The organism is Sphingomonas populi, from assembly GCF_004208535.1.
Taxonomy (GTDB): Bacteria; Pseudomonadota; Alphaproteobacteria; order Sphingomonadales; family Sphingomonadaceae; genus Sphingomonas; species Sphingomonas populi.
Genome location: NZ_SGIS01000029.1, coordinates 50,575 through 67,305, shown reverse-complemented (window position 1 = coordinate 67,305; position 16,731 = coordinate 50,575). Strand labels below are relative to the sequence as shown.

Here is a 16,731-nt window from a genome sequence, read left to right as displayed (position 1 = left end):
CCGCGCCGTCGAGGATGTTGAGCGCGGCGAACAGGGTCGTGGTCCCATGGCGCTTGTAGTCGTGGGTCATGGTGCCGCACTTGCCGGGCTTGAGCGGCAGGCCCGGCTGGGTGCGATCGAGCGCCTGGATCTGGGACTTCTCGTCGATCGACAGCACCAGAGCATGGGCCGGCGGGTGCATGTAGAGGCCTACGACATCCTCCACCTTGGCGGCAAAGGCCGGGTCCCGGGAGCGTTTGAATGTCCTGATGCGGTGCGGCTGAAGCCGGTTGGCAGCCCAGATGCGCTGGATCGTGCTCAGCGACACGCCCATCGCCTTGGCCATCGCCCGTCCAGTCCAATGGGTGGCTTCGCCTGGCGGCTCGGCGCAGGTCAGCGCCAGAATTTTGGCTATGACTGCGGTGGTGATCGGTGCCTTTCCAGGCGGCCGTGTTTTGTCGCGCAGCAACCCTTCCACGCCTTCCGCGGCATAGCGAGCTTGCCAGCGCCAGACCGCTGGTCGGCTGGCACCGGTCCGGCGCGCAACCTCCAATACCGTCAGCCGCTCCGACGAGGCCAGCACGATCCTGGCGCGCTGGATATGCTTGAGCGAACCGTTTCGATCGGCGACCACCGACGCCAACCGCGCCGCATCTTCAGAGTTTACGATCACACATACGATCTGGGACATCCCGCCAGACTCGCACGAAACTAACCGATTGTGAATCACCTGATTGGGTCAGTGCACTAGTGACTGGTTGAACCTTGGGGGGGCCGCGGACTCCTGTTCGACGACGATTGATCAAGATCTCATTCGCGGATTGGTCACCGCACTACCCCGTGTCGGTCGCTGGGCCAATCCTCCGTCTAAGTTCGGGCGTCGGACGAACCTGCCCCACCGTACACCGTGGATTGCCCATCACTGTCGGGTGCCTGCGGCACGCCGACCAAGGCTATGCAGCTGTTGCGCTGGCGCCTCCTCTTGTTGTCGCCAAAGGCGAAATCAGTTGGCCATCGCGGGCGACATCCGCCGCGCAATATCCCATGCATAGCCGACCAGTTCACGCGCGATCGCGGTCGTAACCTTGGCCTGCAACACCCTCTCCGGATCGGAGTGCGGGAGTCGGTTAGAGATGCTTTGAACACGCAGCGCCCAGTGTTTCAAGTGATGTCCTTCTTATGAGCACGGAACTGGTGAAGCAGCGGCTCAGTGTAACCACTGAACTGATTGGCCCCTTCGAAAATCAACGCCCGCGCAGCTTGGTAGGCAAGGCTCTGGTTCTCGCGCCCAGCCATCGGTTCGTAGCGCGTGTCGGCCCTGTTCTGCGCATCGACCTTCACGGCCATGCGACGTAACGCATCCTCGGCTTGGGCGGGGGTGGCTACGCCGTGGAACAGCCAGTTAGCGATGAGCTGCGAACTGATCCTCAGAGTGGCTCGGTCTTCCATCAGCCCAACATCGTGGATGTCGGGCACCTTGGAGCAGCCGATGCCTTGATCGACCCAACGCACGACGTAGCCGAGGATTCCCTGCGCGTTGTTTTCGAGTTCTTCCTGAACCTCGCCCGGCTGCCAGTTACCTCCCGGCGCAATGGGAATGGTCAACAGGTGCGACAGCGACGCCACCGCTTCGCCAGACCTTTCCCCTTGGCGGGCGAACACGTCGATCTCGTGATAGTGCGTTGCGTGCAGCGTCGCGGCGGAGGGCGACGGCACCCAAGCGGTGCTGGCGCCGGCGCGAGGATGGGCATCTTTCTGGGCCAGCATATCGGCCATCCGATCCGGCGCAGCCCACATGCCCTTGCCGATCTGCGCCTTGCCGGACAGCCCACAGGCGAGCCCGATCTGGACATTGCGATTCTCATACGCCTTGATCCACGTCGAGTCCTTCATCTCGCCCTTTCGGATCATCGGGCCGGCGCGCATCGACGTGTGCATCTCGTCACCGGTGCGATCGAGGAAGCCGGTGTTGATGAACACGAGCCGCCCCTTCACCGCGGCGATGCAGGCGGCGAGGTTGGCGCTCGTGCGCCGCTCCTCATCCATCAGTCCGACCTTGATCGTGTGACGGTCGAGACCGAGCAAGTCTTCGATCGCATCGAAGAGACGGTTCGTGAACGCGGCCTCCGCCGGCCCATGCATCTTCGGCTTGACGATGTAGATCGATCCCGAGCGGCTGTTACGCCGCGCGACAGCGATGTCGTGAAGCGCGATCAGGCTGGTGCAGATCCCGTCAAGGATGCCCTCTGGAGCCTGGCGACCGTCCGGCAGCAACAGTGCTGGCGTCGTCATCAGATGGCCGACATTGCGGACGAACATCACGCTGCGACCTGGAAGCACTAGCTCCGTTCCGTCCGTCGCGATGTAGTGGCGGTCCCCTTTCAGCCGACGCACAATGGTTCGCCCGGCCTTTTCGAAGCTGGCCTGGATAGTACCCTGCATCAGCCCCAGCCAGTTGGAATAAGCGGCAACCTTGTCCTCGGCATCGACGGCGGCGATCGAATCCTCGAGATCCGCGATCGTGGTGATCGCGGATTCGAGTAACACATCGGCCAACCCCGCCGGATCATTCCGTCCGATCGGATGCGCCGGATCGATCATCAGTTCAATATGCAGGCCGTGATGGCGCAGCAGCAGATTGCCACCTGCCCGACCTACCAAGTGCGTGGGGTCGGCTAGCATCGGTTCGCCGCCCGACCAGTCGCGCCACGATCCGCGAGCGAGCGGCACCGCGCGATCGAGGAAGCTCTTTGCCCAATCGATGACCTGCTCGCCACGAACCGGATCATATCCATCGCCCGCTGGCGCGCCCGGTATCGCGTCAGTCCCGTATAGGGCATCGTACAGGCTGCCCCACCGCGCGTTGGCAGCGTTCAGGAGAAAGCGTGCATTGAGGATCGGCACCACCAATTGTGGGCCCGCGATTCGGGCGACCTCGGTATCGACATTCCGCGTCTCGATCGCGAAGGAGGCGGGCTCCGCTACCAGATAGCCGATCTCACGCAGGAAAGTTTCATACGCATCCTGATCGACAGGCCTCCCTGCCCGCTCTTCATGCCAGGCGTCGATTTTCGCCTGCATGTCCTCACGCACATCAAGGAGACGAGCATTTTCGGGCGCGAAGCGGCGATAAATATCGGCCACGCCGTGCCAGAACTTGTCCGTCGGAATACCCGTGCCCGGTAGCACGCGCTCCTCCAGAAAAGCCGCCAACACACCGGCGACCTTCAACCCTGCCTTGTCGATCATCTCGCTCATCTCGTTTCCTAAACGTGCCTCGAGCTTGCCGGCGGGGGCTGCGGTGCCCGGTCGCGACGATCGCTTCGCCCTCGCAGCGGAGACTCTATCGAGCCTGCTCCCGTAGGAATGCCGCGAGGTCTCGCAGCGCTTGGCCGCGCGGCGAAATCCGATCCTTTTCGGCATCGCTCATTTCGGCGAGTGTCCTGTCCTCGCCCGAAGGGACGAACACAGCGTTGAAGCCGAAGCCATTAGTTCCTCTGGGCTCCGCGATGACACGACCGTCGAGACGTCCGACGAAGATCTGCACGCCCGCCCCATCGACATAGGCGACGGCCGTGACGACCGAAGCGGTATCGCGCACTCCTTCTGGCAGCATCCGATGAAGAATCCGCGTGCCGCCGGCATCGATCGCCCATCGCACCAGCGCACCCGGAAATCCGTCCAGCGCGGCAAGCTCGAAGCCGGTATCATCGACGACGACCGGCTCGCCAAGTGCGGCAAACGCGAGGACGCCCTTGTTGCGACAGGCCGCGACGGTGTCGAGCGTCTGGATTTCCTCGAGGTCGAGTGCGACCGGCCGAAGATCGAAGCCGAGCATCCGCTCGAACTCCCGCACCTTGTTCTCATTGGTCGTGCAGATTCTGACGGACATCCTTGCGACGCTCCAGACGCAGGTCTTTCAATCCGCCTGCCACTCGGCGAACGGGCGTGAAAGGGCCTAGCGAGACATCAACCCGGTCGATAAGCGAGGATCGCCTGCGTGGTCGTCTCGACATTGCGGGGCGCTGGCGCGGGCATCTGCTGGATACGCCGGACGTTCTTGCCGTGTCCCTTTGCTTCCGTGACCAGCGCCTGATCGCGCATAACGAAGCGCCCGCGCACCATCGTGTGGATCGGCGCACCCTTGATCGGATGGGCGTGGAACGGCGTGCTGGCCCCCTTCGACTGGAGCAGGCCCGAGTCGATCGAGGCTTCATGCTCCATATCGATCACCACCAGATCCGCATCGGACCCGGGCAATAGCGCGCCCTTGCGCGGATAGAGGCCGAACGCTTTTGCCGGCGCCAGCGAGGTCATCCGGACATAGTCGGTCAGAGACAGCCGCCCCTCGCGGACCTGGCTGAGCATCAGCGGCATCTGCGTCTCGACACCCGTGAAGCCGCAATCGGCCACCCAGATCTCGTCACGGTGCTTCTCTTCGTGCGAATGCGGAGCATGGTCGGTGGCGATCATGTCGATGGTGCGATCCTGCACCGCCGCCCATAGTTGGTTCTGATGCGTCTTTTCCCGCACGGGCGGATTCACACGGATCAGCGATTTCTTGTCGGTATAGGCAGTCTCGTCGAGCAGCAGGTAATGCGGGCAGGTCTCGGCAGTGATATCGACCCCGCGGGCCTTAGCTTCACGCAACGGGCGCAGTTCGTCGCCGGACGATACGTGCAGCACATGGATGCGGGCGCCGGTCCATTCCGCGAGGATGGCGGCGCGTGCCACCGCTTCCACGGCGACGACCGGAGGGCGAGCATGAAGATGCGCAAGCGGATCGTTCCGCCCGGCTTCCCGCAATTTGGTCTGGCGGCGTGCCATGATCGACGCATTTTCGGCATGAAGCGCGATGCGATAGCCGTGTTTGGCGACGATTTCGAACCCCTCCAGGATCGCGCCCGTCGGGGGAGACGGCAGGTTGCCGAAGGTATTGCCCATGAAGCATTTGAACGCGGCGACTCCGCCCTCGATCAGCGCCTCGAGCTGGTCGAGATTATCCTCGCCCAAAAGGCCGTAGATGCCGAAATCGACATAGGACGCTTCGGCCGCCTTGAGCTTGAGAGCAAGCGCCTCGGGCGTACCCGTCGGCGGATTGGTGTTGGGCATCTCGAACACCGTTGTAACGCCGCCCATCGCGGCGCTCGCCGACCCGGTTTCCCAGGTCTCTTTGTGAACATACCCGGGCTCGCGGAAGTGGACATGGGCATCGATCGCCCCCGGCAGCACGTATTTGCCGCTTGCGTCCACCGTCTCGCGGGCTTCCGGCATCGCATCAGGCGCGCCGATGGCGAAGATCACGCCATCCTTGATGGCGATGTCGGCCGCGAACACCGCCGTGTCGCTGACGAGCGTGCCGCCGGTGATGACGTAATCTGCAATCATAAAAGTCTCCTGGGGCGATATCAAAGCGCGGCCCATCCGCCATCGACGGGCAGATCAACGCCCGTGATCTGCCGCGACACGTCGGAGGCGAGAAACAGGCAGGCGTTGGCGATGTCGATATCGGTGCTGATCCGGCGCAGCGCATATTCGGCTGCATGTTCCGCCACGACATCGTCTTCCGAAATCCCGCGTGTGCGCGCCATTTCCGGCATCACACGTTCGCGGAATCGCGGTCCATCGACCATCCCCGGCGCAACGTAATTGACGTTGACGTTGTACGGCCCGGCCTCGATCGCGGTCGATTTGGTAACGCCGCGCAAACCCCATTTCGACGCGGAATACGCCATCCGTCCAGCGCGCCCCTTCAGCCCGAACGTACCGCCGACATTGACGATCTTACCGTACCGGCGCGCAATCATGCCCGGCAGCACCGCGCGCATCATGTGGAAGCAGCCATTAAGGTTGAGGGTCACGATCTCATCGAACGCCTCTGGGGACGTCTCCCACGCCGTGGCGCCAACCGGCCCGGTCCCGCCCGCAGCGTTGACGAGCACGTCGATACGGCCATGCGCCGCGACGATACCTGCGACCACCTGATCGACCTCGGCAGCGTTGGTGACATCACATTGATATGTTTCGACGAAGACTTCGGCATCGGAAAGTTCGGCACGCAAAATATCCAGGGCAGCCATGTCGCGACCGAGCAGCATAAGCCTTGCGCCCTCCCTACCAAAAGCGCGCGCTATCGCTGGCCCCATTCCCTTAGCGCCCCCGGTAACGAGAACAATGTTGTCATGAAGACCAAGATGCATCTTAAATTAGCCTCAATTTTCAGATTAATTGACTTGTATTTTGCGCATAACAAAATTTTTATATTCGATAAATTGCTGTATTTATTTTCCTGAAACGATCATGTCCCATTCGTCGCGCCAAGTTTTAACCGCATGCGTGTTGCTCGGGCGGTGTTGAATACGTGGCAAGGCTGTGCAAAAAAACGTACGGGTTGTTAGATGGCATTACGAAATCAACGCATCTGGCGGTATATCGACGAGGTCGCTCGAGTGGGCTCGGTACGGCAGGCGGCGGAGCGTTTGAACCTCACCCCCTCCGCGCTCTTGCGCCGCATTCAGGACGTGGAGCACGATCTCGACGCGGCCATCTTCGAACGGCACACTTCGGGCATGCGCCTGACCGCAGCGGGTGAAGTGTTGATCCGCTGGATTCGGTCGCAAAGCGCGGAATTACGGCGTGTGTATTCGCAGATCGAGGAACTCACCAACCTCCAGCGCGGCGAAGTCCGTATCGCGTGCAGCCAGGCCGTGGCCCGAAGCTTCGTGATCGGCGAGGTGGTCGATTTTCGCAAACGGCATCCGAAGGTGCAGTTCAAGATCACCGTCACCGACCACAATACCGCGCTGCAATCGCTGATCGAATACGACACCGATATCGTGCTGATCTTCCGCCCGCTCCGCTCGGCGGAACTGCACTCGATCCTGTCGGTTGGGCAGGGCCTGGTCGCTGTAATGGCGGCCGACCATCCGCTGGCGGCGTTCGAGACGGTGCGACTGCGGCAATGCGCGGAATATGAGGTAGCGTTGCCGGATTCGCATTTCGGCGGCCGCGAGATCATCGAGGACCGGTTGGCGGCGAGTTCCGCCAAGCTCAATGTGACGGTTGAGGCGAACAGTTTCGAACTGCTCGGCGAGCTCGTCGCACGCACCGACCTTCTCACCTTCCAGATCGAGATCGGCGCGGCCAACTGGCAGAGCGATCCACGCTTCGCGGTGCGCCGCGTGAGCGACCTCGACCGGACGTACGGGCCGCTCGTGCTCGGACATCTGAAGGGCAGACCCTTACCGCTGGCGGCGGCCAAATTCGCCGAGCAGATGGCGCGCCGGCTCGACAGCCTCAGGACGCTGCCGATGCCAGGCGACCAACCACCCGATCACGCGCTGGACGATTTCCATCCGTAATCGGCAACTGCGCGCTCGCGCGTGACATAGCCTTCGGAGATATCTTCCTCGATCCGCTGCGGAGCGCGCGCGCGCGGGTTGCCCAGGCCAGCCCCACCGGGCACATCCAGCACCAGCCGATCGCCGACCGGTATCGCCTGGAGTCCCTTGGCGCGCAGCGGCTTTCCCGACGCGAGTCGGACCGAACCATTCGAGCCATCCCCGCCACCATCGCGCCCGCGCGCGGGTCGCTCGACACGCTCGAACATCGCCAGCACCTCGAAGGCGCTGCCGTCACGCATCCCAACCTCCACCGTTTGACCGAGCCCGCCGCGACGCTCGCCGATGCCGCCACTGTCCGGCAGCAATTCCTTGCGCCAGATCACGATCGGCGCGGTACTCTCGGTCACCTCGACCGGCATAGCACGCACGCCGCTGGGGAATGCCGTTGCCGACAATCCGTCCTGTACCGGACGCGCGCCCGAACCACCGCTGTTGAAGAAGATGGCGTCGAAGCTCTCGCCAGCCAGTGCGTTGCCCGCCGGCATGCTGCCGCGAAGCTGCACGCTCCACAGGCATGAACTGCCCTCTGCGGGCACCGGATCGGGAATCGCCTGCGACAGGCAACCGAACACGAGATCGGGCAACATCTGGCCGATCACATGCCGCGCCGCCACGGGCCAGGGCCGCTGCACGTTGAGGATCGAGCCTTCGGGCGCCGTCACCTCGAAAGGAAGCAGCGCGCCATAATTGTTTGGCACCTCCGGGGAGATGATGCACCGCAGACCGAACACGGTATAGGCGCGACAATAATTGAGCACGACGTTGATCCCGCGCGGCAGGCAGGGATCGGTGCCGGTATAATCCATCGACACCCGTTCGCCATCGATCGTCAGCGTCGCGACGAGCGTCACCGGCTTATCGTAGCCGTCGATCACGAGCTGGCTCGACCATTGTCCCTGCGGCAAGCTCGCGATCTGCGCGCGGGTGGCCGACAGCGACTGTTCGACGATATACTCGGCAACGTCGCGCAGGTCGTCGAGGCCGAATTCGGCGAGCATCGCCGACAGTCGCTGCGCGGCTTTCTCGTTGCTGGTGACATAGGACAACACGTCGCCCTTCACCTGCAACGGCGTGCGCACGTTCTGGCACAGGATCGCGAGCAGATCCTCGTTCAGCTTTCCCGCCGATGCCAGCTTCAGCAGCGGAATCTGGAGTCCTTCCTCGAAGATCGAGCGGCCGTCCGGCCCCTGCCCCAGTCCGCCGATATCGACCTGATGACAGCAGACGCCGAACAGCCCCACCACCGTGCCGCCGTGGAACGCCGGCGAGATCACCGTGACGTCGTGCAAATGCCCTGCCGTCAGCCACGGATCGTTGGTGATGAAATGGTCGCCCGGCACCATCGTCGCGACCGGGAATTTGTCCAGGAAGTGGCGCACCCCCGATGCCATCGAGTTAACGTGGCCGGGCGTGCCCGTGACCGCCTCGGCGATCAGCCGTCCGTCGAGATCGAACAGCGCGGCGGAAAGATCGCCCGCGTCGCGCACCGTCGTCGAAAACGCGGTGCGCATCAGCGTTTGCGCCTGTTCCTCGACGACCGAGATCAGACGGGTCCAGATCACCTGCTGGCGCAGTTCGGTGAAGGCAGCGGTCATGGTTCAGGCCTCCTTGCGGGTCAGCACGATATAGCCGCGCGCATCGATGGCGGCATCGAAAACGGACGACACGACGGTGGTGGTTTCGCGCTCCACGATCAGCGCTGGCCCGCGCAGCCGGTCGCCGGGGACGAGATCGGTGCGAAGGAACAGGCCGAATGCCTGACGTGTGCCGCTCGCGGGATCGCTCACCGCGCGCTGGCCGGCGGGCTCGCGCCAGGCACCCGGCACCATCGCCGGCGCCCGCACGGTTTCGTGCCCGCGCGTCGCCACCGTCACGCGCCAGGTCAACGCCTCGATCGCCAGATCGAGCGTCTGACCGCCATATTGCGCGGCATAGGCTTTTTCGAATGCGCTTTTCAGCAACGCTTCATCTCCAGCCACGAGCCGTCGCGCCGGCACCTCGAACGGTATCTCATACCCCTGCCCGACATACCGGCCGAGACAGACGCGGCGTTCGATCCGGTCGATGCCGGGGGCGCCAGCATCGACCAGCGCGGTCGCCTCGCTCGCCATGTCGAGCAGGAACCGGTCGAGCTGGACAATATCGATCTGGTCGAGCCGCAGCGCGAAGCTACGCGCGACCTCGTACGACACCGGCGCGCGCAGGAAACCGACCGCCGAGCCGACGCCCGCGCCGGACGGGATCACCACCTCGCCGATGCCGAGCTTTTCGGCGACCCGCGCGGCATGCAATGGAGCGGCGCCGCCAAACGCGATCAGCGTGCGATCCTCGACGGTCGCGCCCTGCTCGACGGCGTGGACGCGCGCGGCGCTTGCCATCGTCTCATCGACGATCTCGCTGACGCCCAGCGCCAGCACGTCCGCATCGCCGTTCCACAGGCCAAGCCCGGCCAGCGCGGCGGCGGCAGCGGCCGGGTCCAGCGTCAGCTTGCCGCCAGCAAAGGCATTAGGATCGATCCGGCCGATGACGATATCGGCATCCGTCACGGTCGGCCGGGTGCCACCGCGCCCGTAAGCGGCCGGTCCCGGTTCCGAGCCGGCACTGTGCGGGCCGACGGTGAGCCGGCCTGCCGCATCGACCGCCGCGATCGAGCCGCCACCCGCGCCGATCTCGACCATCTCCACGACCGGGATGCGCAACGGCAGGCCCGACCCCTTGCGAAACCGGTGCGCCCGCCCGACCTCGAACATCTGCGAGCTTTTCGGCGTACCGTCGTCGATCAGACAGATCTTGGCGGTGGTGCCGCCGACGTCGAGCGCCAACACGCGCGCGGCGCCGCGCTCGGCCGCGATCGAGGCGGCGAAGATCGCGCCGCCCGCCGGCCCGCTCTCCACCAGCCGCACCGGAAAGCGCGCGGCGATATCGACGGTGGTCAGCCCGCCCGACGAGAGCATCAGATAGAGCGGACAGCCGAAGCCCAGCGTCGCCAGCCGGCTTTCGAGACGGCGCAGATAGGCATCGACCAGCGGCTGCACATAGGCGTTGGCGGTGGTGGTCGAGAAGCGCTCATATTCCCGCATCTCGGGCGATACCTCGCTCGACAGCGAAAGGCTAACCCCGGGCAGTTCCTCGGCGAGAATGTCCGCCGCGCGCCGTTCGTGCGCGGGATTGGCATAAGCGTGCAGAAAGCCGACCGCCACGCTCTCCACGCCGCTTGTTTTGAAAACGCCGGCCGCAGACCGAACACCAGCCTCGTCGAGCGGAACCAGCTCGATCCCGTCAGCGGCGATCCGCCCCGCCACGCCAAGGCGCAGCGCGCGCGGCACGAGTGGCGCGGGCTTTTCCATCGCCAGATCATATTGATCGAACCGGCTCTCGCTGCCGAGCGCCAGCACGTCGCGGAACCCTTCGGTCGTGAGGAACCCCGTAATCGCGCCGCGCCGCTCGATCAGCGCATTGGTCGCCAGCGTGGTGCCGTGGACGATCAGCTCGACGTCGGCCGGCGCTATCGCCGCCTCCGCCAGCAGCAGTGCGACGCCGTCGAGCAGCGCACGCTCCGGCGCGTCATAGGTGGTGAGCAGCTTGGTCGAGTGCCGGCGTTCGCCGACCTCCAGCACGATGTCGGTGAAGGTGCCGCCGATGTCGGCGCCGATCCGGGCGCGGGGTCGCTCAGCCATAGATTTTGTGCGGGTTCATGGACAATTTCTCGTAAAAGCGCGCGAGATGATCGGCGACGCGCACGGGGGCGTAACGCGGCCCCTCGCCGACCAATTCGGGCAGCGGCGCGATCGTCACGCAACGATCGGGATTGGCGAAATACGGCACGGAAAAGCGCTCGACACCGCCACGATTGCGGACGCGGTGCAGGTTGGAGAGGAAGCGCCCATTGGACCACCACATCATCATATCGCCGACGTTGATGGTGAAGGCGCCCGGTATCGGCGGCGCCTCGATCCAGACTCCGTCGCGGCGTTTGACCTCAAGCCCACCGTTTGTATCCTGCGCGAGGATGGTGAACGGCCCCTCGTCGGTATGCGCGACCATATTCGACACGTCGTCCGCTGCGGCGTGCGGCAGTGCCGGATAATAGTTGAGGCTGAGCTGCGAAGGCGGATGGCGGAACCACGTATCGAAGCGGCTCTCCTCCAGCCCGAGGCCGAGCGCGAAGGCGCGTAACAGATCTCGCGACAGGGCGAGCATCGCGTCGAGATAAGCGTCGACCGCCGGCCGGAACGTCGGCAACGCGGCAGGCCAGCGGTTGGGATGGTCGAAGATCGCCGCATGCTCGGCATCCTCTGGATCGGCCGGCCATTCGGGTTGCAAGCGATATTGCTCAAACAAGCGCGTGTTGCGCGACAACGGCTGCGCCTCTGGCATGGGGATATAGCCGCGATACCAGTCCGCCGTCGCCATCGCCTCCGCCCGCGCATCGGCCGGCAGGCCGAAGAAGCCGCGCGCTGCGGCGAACACGTCGTCCACGCGGTCCTGGTCGATCCCGTGGCCGGCGAGATAGAAGAAACCGATCTCCTCGCAGGCCGCGGCGATCGCATCGCCAACCGCCCAACGGTCGGATGCGTCGCCGGTGCGGAACCGGGTGAAGTCGATGACCGGGACCGAGGTGAGCGCGACGCGCTCGGCTCTGGTCGTGTCGTCGGCGCTGCCGTCACTGCGGCTCATGTCGTGCACCTTTCCGGCGTGACGGAATTCACGCCTCTCCGTCAAGCCAATATCGCAACACCAAACGCCTTTCCGATGCTTTTTTCGCGTACACCCGTCGCCTAATCATCACCAAGGTTCGCGCCGCCGTCTGGTAGACGAGACCGCGAGGAGGACCGCACGAGCGTGATCGAAGGACGGACGGCATTGGTGACCGGAGGCACCCGCGGGCTAGGACTGGCATTGGCGCGCGCGCTGGTGGAAGCCGGCGCGTCGGTGGCGCTGGTGGGCCGCGATGCGGAAACCGCGCGCGCGGCTGCGGCTGCGCTCGGCCCGCGCACGCTCGGCTTGGCAGCCGACGTGACGGATGCAGCCGGGCTCGAGGCGGCGGCCGCCGCCACCCGCGATGCGTTCGGTGCGATCGACATACTGGTGTGCGCCGCCGGCATCGGCGCGCCCCGCGCGCCGGTCTGGGAAAGCGATCCGGATGCGTTCCGGGCCTGTTACGACACCAACGTACTTGGTGTGCTGCTGGCGATGAAAGCGGTGATGCCGGCGATGATTGCGGCGCGCACTGGCCGCGTCGTAGTGATCGGCGGCACCTACGGCCACAAGGGCGTTGCCGGTTTCGGCCTCTATGGATCGAGCAAATGGGCATTGCGGGGAATCGTGAAATCGGCGGCGCTTGATGCGGCACCCTACCGCGTCTCCGTCAACATGATCTCGCCCGGTGGCGTCGATGGCGAACGCCTGCAGCGGCTGTTTCGTGAGAGCGCCGCGCGCAATGGCGAGCCTGCCGACGCGCCGCTCACCCGGTTCACCGCCAGCACCGCGCTGCGTCGGCTGGTCGGGGAGGACGATATCGCCGCAACCCTGCGCCACCTGCTCGGCCCCGGCGGGCGTATGATCACCGGCCAGGACATCATCGTCGATTCGGGTACCATCCTCTAGGAGCCGCCGCTTGACCGCCGACCTTTCCACCTTCCACCGCGACACCCAGATCCTGCACGCCGGGCGCGATCCGGCGCGCCATCACGGCGTCGTCAACCCACCGGTCTATCACTGCTCGACGGTGCTGTTTTCGTCGGTCGACGAGCTGCTGGAAACCCGTCGCGATCGCGCGTCCGGCGCCTATGTCGGCTTCACCTACGGGCGCGAAGGCACGGAAACCACGCGCGCCTTCGAGGATGCGGTTACGCTGCTGGAGGGCGGTTACCGTGCCGTCACCACCTCATGCGGGCTTGGCGCGATCTGCGCGTCGCTCACCGCCTTCCTGTCAGCGGGCGACCATCTGCTGATCCTCGATAGCCTTTATGGACCGGCACGTGCGTTCTGCGAGGACTTCCTGCGCAAGTTCGGCGTCGAGATCACCTATTACCGTCCGTCGATCGGCGCCGAAATCGCCGAGCTTATTCAGCCAAACACGCGTGTCGTGTACCTCGAATCGCCCGGCTCGCTGACCTTCGAGATCACCGACGTGCCCGCGATCACCAAGCTCTGCCGCGCGCGCGGGATCGTCACGATCATGGACAATACCTGGGGCTCGCCGGTCTGCTTCCGACCGCTGGCGCACGGCGTCGATGTGTCGATCAATGCCGCCACCAAATATATCTCGGGCCATTCCGACTTGATGCTCGGCATCGCGGTCTGCACCGAAGCGGCGTTCATACCCGTCAAGAAAACCGCGTCCGGCTCGGGCTATTGTGGCGGCCCCGACGACATCTACATGGCGCTACGCGGTCTGCGGACGCTGTCGCTGCGCATGAAGCGCCATCAGGAATCGGCGCTACGCGTGGCGACGTGGCTGCAAGGGCGGCCCGAAGTTGCGCGCGTGATGTACCCCGCTCTCCCCGGTGACCCCAGTCACGCATTATGGCAGCGCGACTTCGACGGCGCGTCCGGGCTGTTCGGCATCGTGCTGAACGCCTGCAGCGATCGCCAGTTCGCGGCGATGCTCGACCATATGGACCTGTTCAAGCTCGGCTATTCCTGGGGTGGCTACGAGAGTCTGGTCGTGCCGACCTATCCGTCCGATCTGCGCTCTGCCGTCGAATGGGATGCGCCGGGGCCGTCGCTGCGCCTGCACGTCGGGCTGGAGGACGTGGATGATCTGATCGCCGATCTGGAGCGCGGTTTCGCGCGCCTCGCGGCCGCCGCCTGAGGATAAAGCATGACTCTGCTCGACATCACCGCTGGACCGTTCACGTTCGTGGCACGGCTTGAGGAAGACCTCGCGCCCGTCACCTGTGCGAGATTTCGCAGCCTCTTGCCTTACGAGGATTCGCTGATTCACGTGCGCTGGAGCGGCGAAGGCTGTTGGATACCGATGGGCGACACCCCTTTCGATTTGCCGTGGGAGAACCCAACGCGTCACCCGGCGCCCGGGCAGTTCATCTTCTATCCCGGCGGCTATAGCGAAACCGAAATCCTGCTCGCCTATGGCGCGGTCGCTTTCGCCAGCAAGCTCGGGCAACTCGCCGGCATCCATTTCCTGACGATCATCGAAGGACTGGAACAGCTTCCCGAACTCGGCCGCAGCACGCTTTGGAATGGCGCCCAACGGATTGCGTTCAAGGTGCGGGCATGACCCCGGCCGTCGCGCTCGCCGCCGCGCCACGCCAGTTGCTGATCGGCGGTCGTTGGGAGGACGCCGCCGCTGGCGGCACCTTCGAAAGCCGCAACCCCGCCACCGGTGACCTGCTCGCGACGCTCGCCGAAGGGCGCGCCGAAGACATCGACCGCGCGGTCGCCGCAGCGCGGGCGGCCTTCGAGGGCGGCCCGTGGCCGCGCTTCTCACCAAGCGACCGCCAGCGCGTGCTGCTACGCCTCGCCGACCTGCTCGAACGCGATGCCGAGATCTTCGCGACGCTCGACACGCTCGACATGGGCGCCCCGATCCGCCGCACGCGCGGCGGCGTCGCCATGCTGGTCGATCTGCTGCGGTATTACGCCGGCATGGCGCGCAGCATCCAGGGCGAAACGGCGACCCCGTCCGATCCGGCGATGTTCGCCTGCACCGTGCGCGAGCCGGTCGGCGTATGCGGCGCGATCATCCCGTGGAACGGACCGCTGTGGGCAACCGTCCTGAAGCTTGGTCCCGTGCTCGCCACCGGTTGCACGCTGGTGCTGAAGCCGGCGGAAGATGCCTCGCTAGCACCACTCGCGTTCGGCCGGCTGGTCGAGGAGGCGGGCGTGCCGCCGGGGGTGTTCAACATCGTCACCGGCCTCGGCCGCGTGGCGGGCGCCGCGCTCGCCGCGCATGCCGGCGTCGACAAGCTTGCCTTCACCGGATCGGATGCGACCGGGCGCACGATCGTGGCTGCCTCCGCCGGCAACCTCAAGCGCCTGTCGCTGGAGCTTGGCGGCAAATCGCCGCACATCGTCTTCGCCGACGCCGATATCGAAAAGGCAGCCGCGACCGCGGCGATCGCCGCGTTCGGCAACACCGGGCAGGTGTGCAGCGCTGGCACGCGGTTGTTCGTCGCGCGCGCGACCGAAGCCGACTTCGCACAGGCCGTCGCGGCAGCCGGCGCGAAACTGAAGATCGGCAACGGCCTCGACGAAACGACCGATCTTGGCCCGCTGGTTTCGGCGCGGCAGTTGGAACGGGTCTGCGGCCACATGGACGATGCGCGTGCCGCTGGCGCGACGCCGTTATCGGGTGGCGCACGGCTCGGCGGCGGCGACTATGACGCCGGCTTTTTCTTCCCGCCAACCGTGCTGGCGGGCGCGACCGACACGATGCGCGCGGTGCGCGAGGAGATTTTCGGCCCGGTCGTCGCCATCCTCCCGTTCGATGACGAGGCAGAGGTGATCGCCCGCGCCAACGACACGCCCTACGGCCTCGGTGCAGGGCTATGGACCCGGGATATCGGCCGCGCACACCGGCTCGGTCGCGCGCTCCAGGCGGGGTCGGTCTGGGTCAATTGCTATAACGCCATCGATCCGGCCGTGCCCTCGGGCGGGATCAAGACCAGCGGGTTCGGTCGCGAATATGGGCCGAACCATCTTGAGGAGCATCTTCAGGTCAAGTCGCTGTGGATCGCGACCGACTGATCACATCCATTTGGGGACGACGGGTTTGGTGAAGTGGCGCAGCCGATCGATCAGACACGACGGATCGGCCTCCACGACGATGCCGTCGCGATGCTGCTCGGGCAGGAAGCGGTTGGCGATCATCGTGTCCACAAAACCCATGAAGCTGTCATAGAACCCCGCGACGTTGAGCAACCCGACCGGCTTGTCGATGTCGCCAAGCTGGTTGAGCGTCCACGCTTCCATGAATTCCTCGGTCGTGCCGATGCCGCCGGGCAGCGCAATGCACGCATCGGCCAGCCCCAGCATCCGCGCCTTGCGCGCGCCCATCCCCTCGACCACTTCGTGCAGCGACAGACCGGGATGGAGGTGATCCTTGTCGAACAGCCGCTGCGTGATGACGCCGTGGACCATGCCACCCTCGGCGAGAGCGGCATCCGCCAGCACGCCCATCAGCCCCTTGTGCGTGCCGCCGTAAACGATGCCGATGCCGGCCTGCGCAAGCGCGCGACCGAGACCGGCGGCAGCATCGGTAAAGGTGCTGCCCGCGCCGGTGTTCGAACCGCAAAACACCGCGACGGCGCGGAGATGACGTTTGGTGGCAGGTTCGGTCATCGTGCGCTCCATGCTGGATGCGTGTCGCGATATCGCAAGGCGC

General features: G+C 65.1%; 14 protein-coding genes. 5 read left to right on the top strand and 9 right to left on the bottom strand.

Features of this window, described 5'->3' with window-relative positions:
- The 5 genes from EWE75_RS17225 to EWE75_RS17205 form a co-directional block, all read right to left on the bottom strand.
- On the bottom strand, nucleotides 1-670 hold a 670-nt coding region (locus tag EWE75_RS17225), incomplete at its 3' end, for an IS630 family transposase (protein WP_130159341.1).
- Between the two features lie 470 nt (nucleotides 671-1,140).
- Entirely contained in the window at nucleotides 1,141-3,228 is a 2,088-nt protein-coding gene (locus EWE75_RS17220) for a malate synthase G (protein WP_130159349.1), read from the bottom strand.
- Nucleotides 3,229-3,322: 94 nt separating this feature from the next.
- Nucleotides 3,323-3,871, bottom strand: a complete 549-nt coding sequence (locus EWE75_RS17215; RefSeq protein ID WP_130159340.1) for a non-canonical purine NTP pyrophosphatase — start codon at nucleotides 3,869-3,871, stop codon at nucleotides 3,323-3,325.
- A gap of 77 nt (nucleotides 3,872-3,948) precedes the next feature.
- Entirely contained in the window at nucleotides 3,949-5,403 is a 1,455-nt protein-coding gene (gene allB, locus EWE75_RS17210; RefSeq protein WP_130159339.1) for an allantoinase AllB, read from the bottom strand.
- Nucleotides 5,388-6,179: an SDR family NAD(P)-dependent oxidoreductase gene (locus tag EWE75_RS17205; RefSeq protein WP_130159338.1), complete on the bottom strand. Its 792-nt coding sequence runs from the start codon at nucleotides 6,177-6,179 to the stop codon at nucleotides 5,388-5,390. Before EWE75_RS17205 ends, allB begins: the two co-directional genes overlap by 16 nt.
- 198 nt (nucleotides 6,180-6,377) lie before the next feature.
- On the opposite strand from EWE75_RS17205, the gene EWE75_RS17200 reads away from it, so the two are divergent.
- Nucleotides 6,378-7,340 carry a LysR family transcriptional regulator gene (locus EWE75_RS17200; RefSeq protein ID WP_130159337.1) on the top strand — a complete coding sequence of 321 codons (963 nt, stop codon included), beginning with the start codon at nucleotides 6,378-6,380 and terminating at the stop codon, nucleotides 7,338-7,340.
- Here EWE75_RS17200 and EWE75_RS17195 read toward each other — a convergent pair.
- Genes EWE75_RS17195 through EWE75_RS17185 form a run of 3 tightly spaced genes read right to left on the bottom strand, consistent with a single transcriptional unit; the run spans nucleotide 7,313 to nucleotide 12,059 of the window.
- Entirely contained in the window at nucleotides 7,313-8,977 is a 1,665-nt protein-coding gene (locus EWE75_RS17195; RefSeq protein WP_130159336.1) for a hydantoinase B/oxoprolinase family protein, read from the bottom strand. The genes EWE75_RS17200 and EWE75_RS17195 overlap by 28 nt on opposite strands.
- Nucleotides 8,978-8,980: 3 nt before the next feature.
- Nucleotides 8,981-11,059 (bottom strand): hydantoinase/oxoprolinase family protein, encoded by a 2,079-nt coding sequence (locus EWE75_RS17190; RefSeq protein ID WP_130159335.1) that lies wholly within the window; start codon nucleotides 11,057-11,059, stop codon nucleotides 8,981-8,983.
- On the bottom strand, nucleotides 11,052-12,059 hold the full coding sequence (locus EWE75_RS17185) for an isopenicillin N synthase family dioxygenase (protein WP_130159334.1): 1,008 nt from the start codon (nucleotides 12,057-12,059) through the stop codon (nucleotides 11,052-11,054). Before EWE75_RS17185 ends, EWE75_RS17190 begins: the two co-directional genes overlap by 8 nt.
- Before the next feature lie 189 nt (nucleotides 12,060-12,248).
- Between EWE75_RS17185 and EWE75_RS17180 the strand changes: the two genes are divergently transcribed.
- The 4 genes from EWE75_RS17180 to EWE75_RS17165 are packed head-to-tail and all read left to right on the top strand — an operon-like array spanning nucleotide 12,249 to nucleotide 16,094.
- The gene (locus tag EWE75_RS17180; protein ID WP_231708419.1) at nucleotides 12,249-12,989 is read left to right on the top strand and encodes an SDR family NAD(P)-dependent oxidoreductase; all 741 of its coding nucleotides are present in this window, start codon (nucleotides 12,249-12,251) and stop codon (nucleotides 12,987-12,989) included.
- Between the two features lie 10 nt (nucleotides 12,990-12,999).
- Nucleotides 13,000-14,199, top strand: coding sequence for a cystathionine beta-lyase (gene metC / locus EWE75_RS17175; protein WP_130159332.1), 1,200 nt, complete (start codon nucleotides 13,000-13,002; stop codon nucleotides 14,197-14,199).
- A 9-nt stretch (nucleotides 14,200-14,208) separates the two neighbouring features.
- A complete protein-coding gene (locus EWE75_RS17170; protein WP_130159331.1) occupies nucleotides 14,209-14,625 on the top strand; it encodes a DUF3830 family protein in 417 nt (138 codons plus the stop codon).
- Nucleotides 14,622-16,094 (top strand): aldehyde dehydrogenase family protein, encoded by a 1,473-nt coding sequence (locus tag EWE75_RS17165; RefSeq protein WP_130159330.1) that lies wholly within the window; start codon nucleotides 14,622-14,624, stop codon nucleotides 16,092-16,094. The genes EWE75_RS17170 and EWE75_RS17165 overlap by 4 nt, the downstream gene beginning before the upstream one ends.
- Here EWE75_RS17165 and EWE75_RS17160 read toward each other — a convergent pair whose 3' ends face one another.
- Entirely contained in the window at nucleotides 16,095-16,688 is a 594-nt protein-coding gene (locus tag EWE75_RS17160) for an LOG family protein (RefSeq protein WP_130159329.1), read from the bottom strand.
- Nucleotides 16,689-16,731: the final 43 nt, after the last annotated feature.